Genomic DNA, 2,648 nt, shown 5'->3' with positions numbered 1-2,648 from the left:
TTGGGACATATAAACAGTTATAGGGATGGTCAGGAGTGCGCTCCTTATATTCAACCAAGGGGTTGAAATCCCCACCGGGCAGTTATTTCAGGTGTTGCAACCTTATTTCATGCCCGAACGTTTCGCACCAAATCATAGAATATAGCATTGAGGATCTCATGTTAGCCCAATTGCTCAAAATTGACATTCAGCTAACCAGTAGGCGCGAGGCTTCTTGGTTTTTTTGCCAGTTGGGCGATCGCCAAAATTATAGACTGTTTCCAGTTTTTCTGATGAAACCGGAAACTTCTGGAGTTTTTGTTGAACTTTGGTTATCCTGGTGTGAGCGGCGCGATATTATGTTATGGGGTCAAAACGCAAAATTACTAATTGGTTAGAACGTAACTGGGTAACTCCGGCTTATGCTGGTTGGCTGTTAGGGTTTCTGACGGTTTTTTTCTTTGGGGCTGCTACTAATACTATGGCAGGGTGGCTGTATGTGATTAGTGGTATGGGGTTGGCTTTGTTATTGGCCGCGGCAATTCTGCCAGGGCGGAGTCTTCGTCCCCTTCAGGTTCGCCGCTACCCTATTACTCCGGTCAGTGTGGGCTCGCGCCTCACTTTTGAACTGGAAATCGAAAACCAGTCGAAAAAATCTTGTCCCCTATTTCAAATTTACGATCGCCTCCCCACAGAGTTGGGAGATGCTTCGGAGTCTATTGATGTCATTGGACCCGGACAAGTTTATCACTGGAAATATTCCCGTATTACTAAACGCCGGGGGATTTACCATTGGTCTGGGGTGAGACTGCGATCGGCTTCTCCCCTGGGGTTATTTTGGTGTAGTCGCGATCGCCAAGTTCCTGCTACAGCTATTGTTTATCCCACCGTATTGCCTTTAACTGCTTGTCCTATTGTTGATAGCATTGAAGTAGACCAAGGTCCAGAGATTTACTCTTGCTTTCGCCTTGATCAAGCCACAGAAGGCATTACTCGCACTTTACGCCCTTATCGTATCGGCGACCCTACTAGACTGATTCATTGGCGTTCTAGTGCTCGCTATGGGGATCTACGAGTCCGAGAATTGGAGGTCGCTATTGGGGGTCAGGAAGTAGTTATTTGTCTTGATAGTGCATTTTCTTGGGACCATACCGATTTTGAAACCGCCGTTTCTGTGGCTGCTTCTCTTTATTTCTACGCTCGTCGCGCTCAACTTAATGTACGGCTATGGACTGCCTCCGACGGACTGGTGGAAGGCAATTGGGGCGTTCTCTCCGTTTTGGCTGGGGTTATTGCGGGTCAATCTAATAGCACCATTGACCGCCCTGATGTTCCACTGATTTGGATTACTCAAAATTCTGACAGTATCATGAGCCTTTCCCCTCAGAGTCGTTGGCTACTTTGGCCACTGCCTGCCCCACAAAATCATGGCGCGCGCTCCGGGTTGGGGATGCAATATGGCTCCGATGCGATCGCTCCCTGTCCCGGTGTAAGGATTAATCCCGCTGAACCTCTGGTTCCACAATTGCAGGCCCAAAATAATTGACTTTGACAAGCCGCCCGGCGGGTTTAGTAAGTTAGCCGATGGGAATCATCCCTGAATGCAGAACCATCCCCTAAATGGGCATTAAAGCGCGGTATTCTCAAAACTAATTGCACCAAGATACTGGGGTTTACCTGCCACCGGGTAGGAGATAAGCCGAGGGGGCAGACCTTCACAAACCAAAGTTAGCCCGACTAGATTTGTTTTAGTGACCGTTGATGGTATATGATCAGGATATTGTAAAGTTTTATGTAGGCTCGCTCATAAATTTGTCCCGTTCAAGACAAATCGAGAAGCCTAGATATTTGAGAGAGGAGAAAACACAATGGCTTTTGAACTTCCCAGTTTACCTTTTGATCAGGATGCACTAGAGTCTAGCAAAATGTCCGCTAATACTCTATCCTACCATCATGGTAAGCACCATGCAGCTTATGTCAAAAACCTTAATGCTGCTATTGAAGGTACAGACATGGCTAATATGTCCCTGGAAGAGATCATCAAAGCCACTTACAATGATCCTTCTAAGTCTGGTATATTTAATAACGCTGCCCAAGTCTGGAATCACAGTTTCTTCTGGAAGTGCCTCAAGCCCAATGGTGGTGGTCAACCTACAGGAGCTTTGGCTGACAAGATTCAAGCAGATTTCGGTAGCTTTGACGCATTCATTCAAGAATTTAAGAACGCAGCGGCTACCCAGTTCGGTAGTGGTTGGGCTTGGCTAGTCCTGGATAATGGCACACTGAAAGTTACCAAGACTGCTAATGCTGTTAACCCCATGGTTGAGGGTAAAACTCCCCTGCTAACTCTCGATGTTTGGGAACACGCCTACTATCTGGACTTCCAAAATGCGCGGCCAGGTTTCATCGATAACTTTATCGAAAATCTGGTTAACTGGGACTTTGTAGCTGAAAATCTCGCGTCTGCCAGCTAATATCTTTGATATTCCTTTCAGCCAACCTAGCTAACCTGCTCTAGCTTAATCTGTACCCCCCCTCAAAGGCAATATTGGGGGGCGGTCAGTTGAGAGGGGCGGGTAATTTTTGATTATTTATAGCACAAGACAGAACACTTAGGACGTATAATGGAGAGGACGAGATGACTAAGAAGACCAAAAATGCCAGCCCCC

General features: G+C 46.8%; 3 protein-coding genes. All 3 read left to right on the top strand.

Features of this window, described 5'->3' with window-relative positions; translation table 11 throughout:
• Positions 1 to 158: 158 nt before the first annotated feature.
• On the top strand, positions 159 to 377 hold the full coding sequence (locus ACTIE0_RS23785; protein WP_006623865.1) for a hypothetical protein: 219 nt from the start codon (positions 159 to 161) through the stop codon (positions 375 to 377).
• Positions 344 to 1,525 carry a DUF58 domain-containing protein gene (locus ACTIE0_RS23780; RefSeq protein WP_006623864.1) on the top strand — a complete coding sequence of 394 codons (1,182 nt, stop codon included), beginning with the start codon at positions 344 to 346 and terminating at the stop codon, positions 1,523 to 1,525. The genes ACTIE0_RS23785 and ACTIE0_RS23780 overlap by 34 nt, the downstream gene beginning before the upstream one ends.
• 322 nt (positions 1,526 to 1,847) lie before the next feature.
• The gene (locus ACTIE0_RS23775) at positions 1,848 to 2,453 is read left to right on the top strand and encodes a superoxide dismutase (RefSeq protein WP_006615995.1); all 606 of its coding nucleotides are present in this window, start codon (positions 1,848 to 1,850) and stop codon (positions 2,451 to 2,453) included.
• The last annotated feature ends 195 nt before the right edge of the window (positions 2,454 to 2,648 follow it).

The sequence above is a fragment of the Limnospira sp. genome, assembly GCF_051859755.1.
Taxonomy (GTDB): Bacteria; Cyanobacteriota; Cyanobacteriia; order Cyanobacteriales; family Microcoleaceae; genus Limnospira; species Limnospira fusiformis.
Note: the sequence above shows the minus strand (reverse complement) of the source record. Positions and strands in the feature narration are given on the sequence as shown.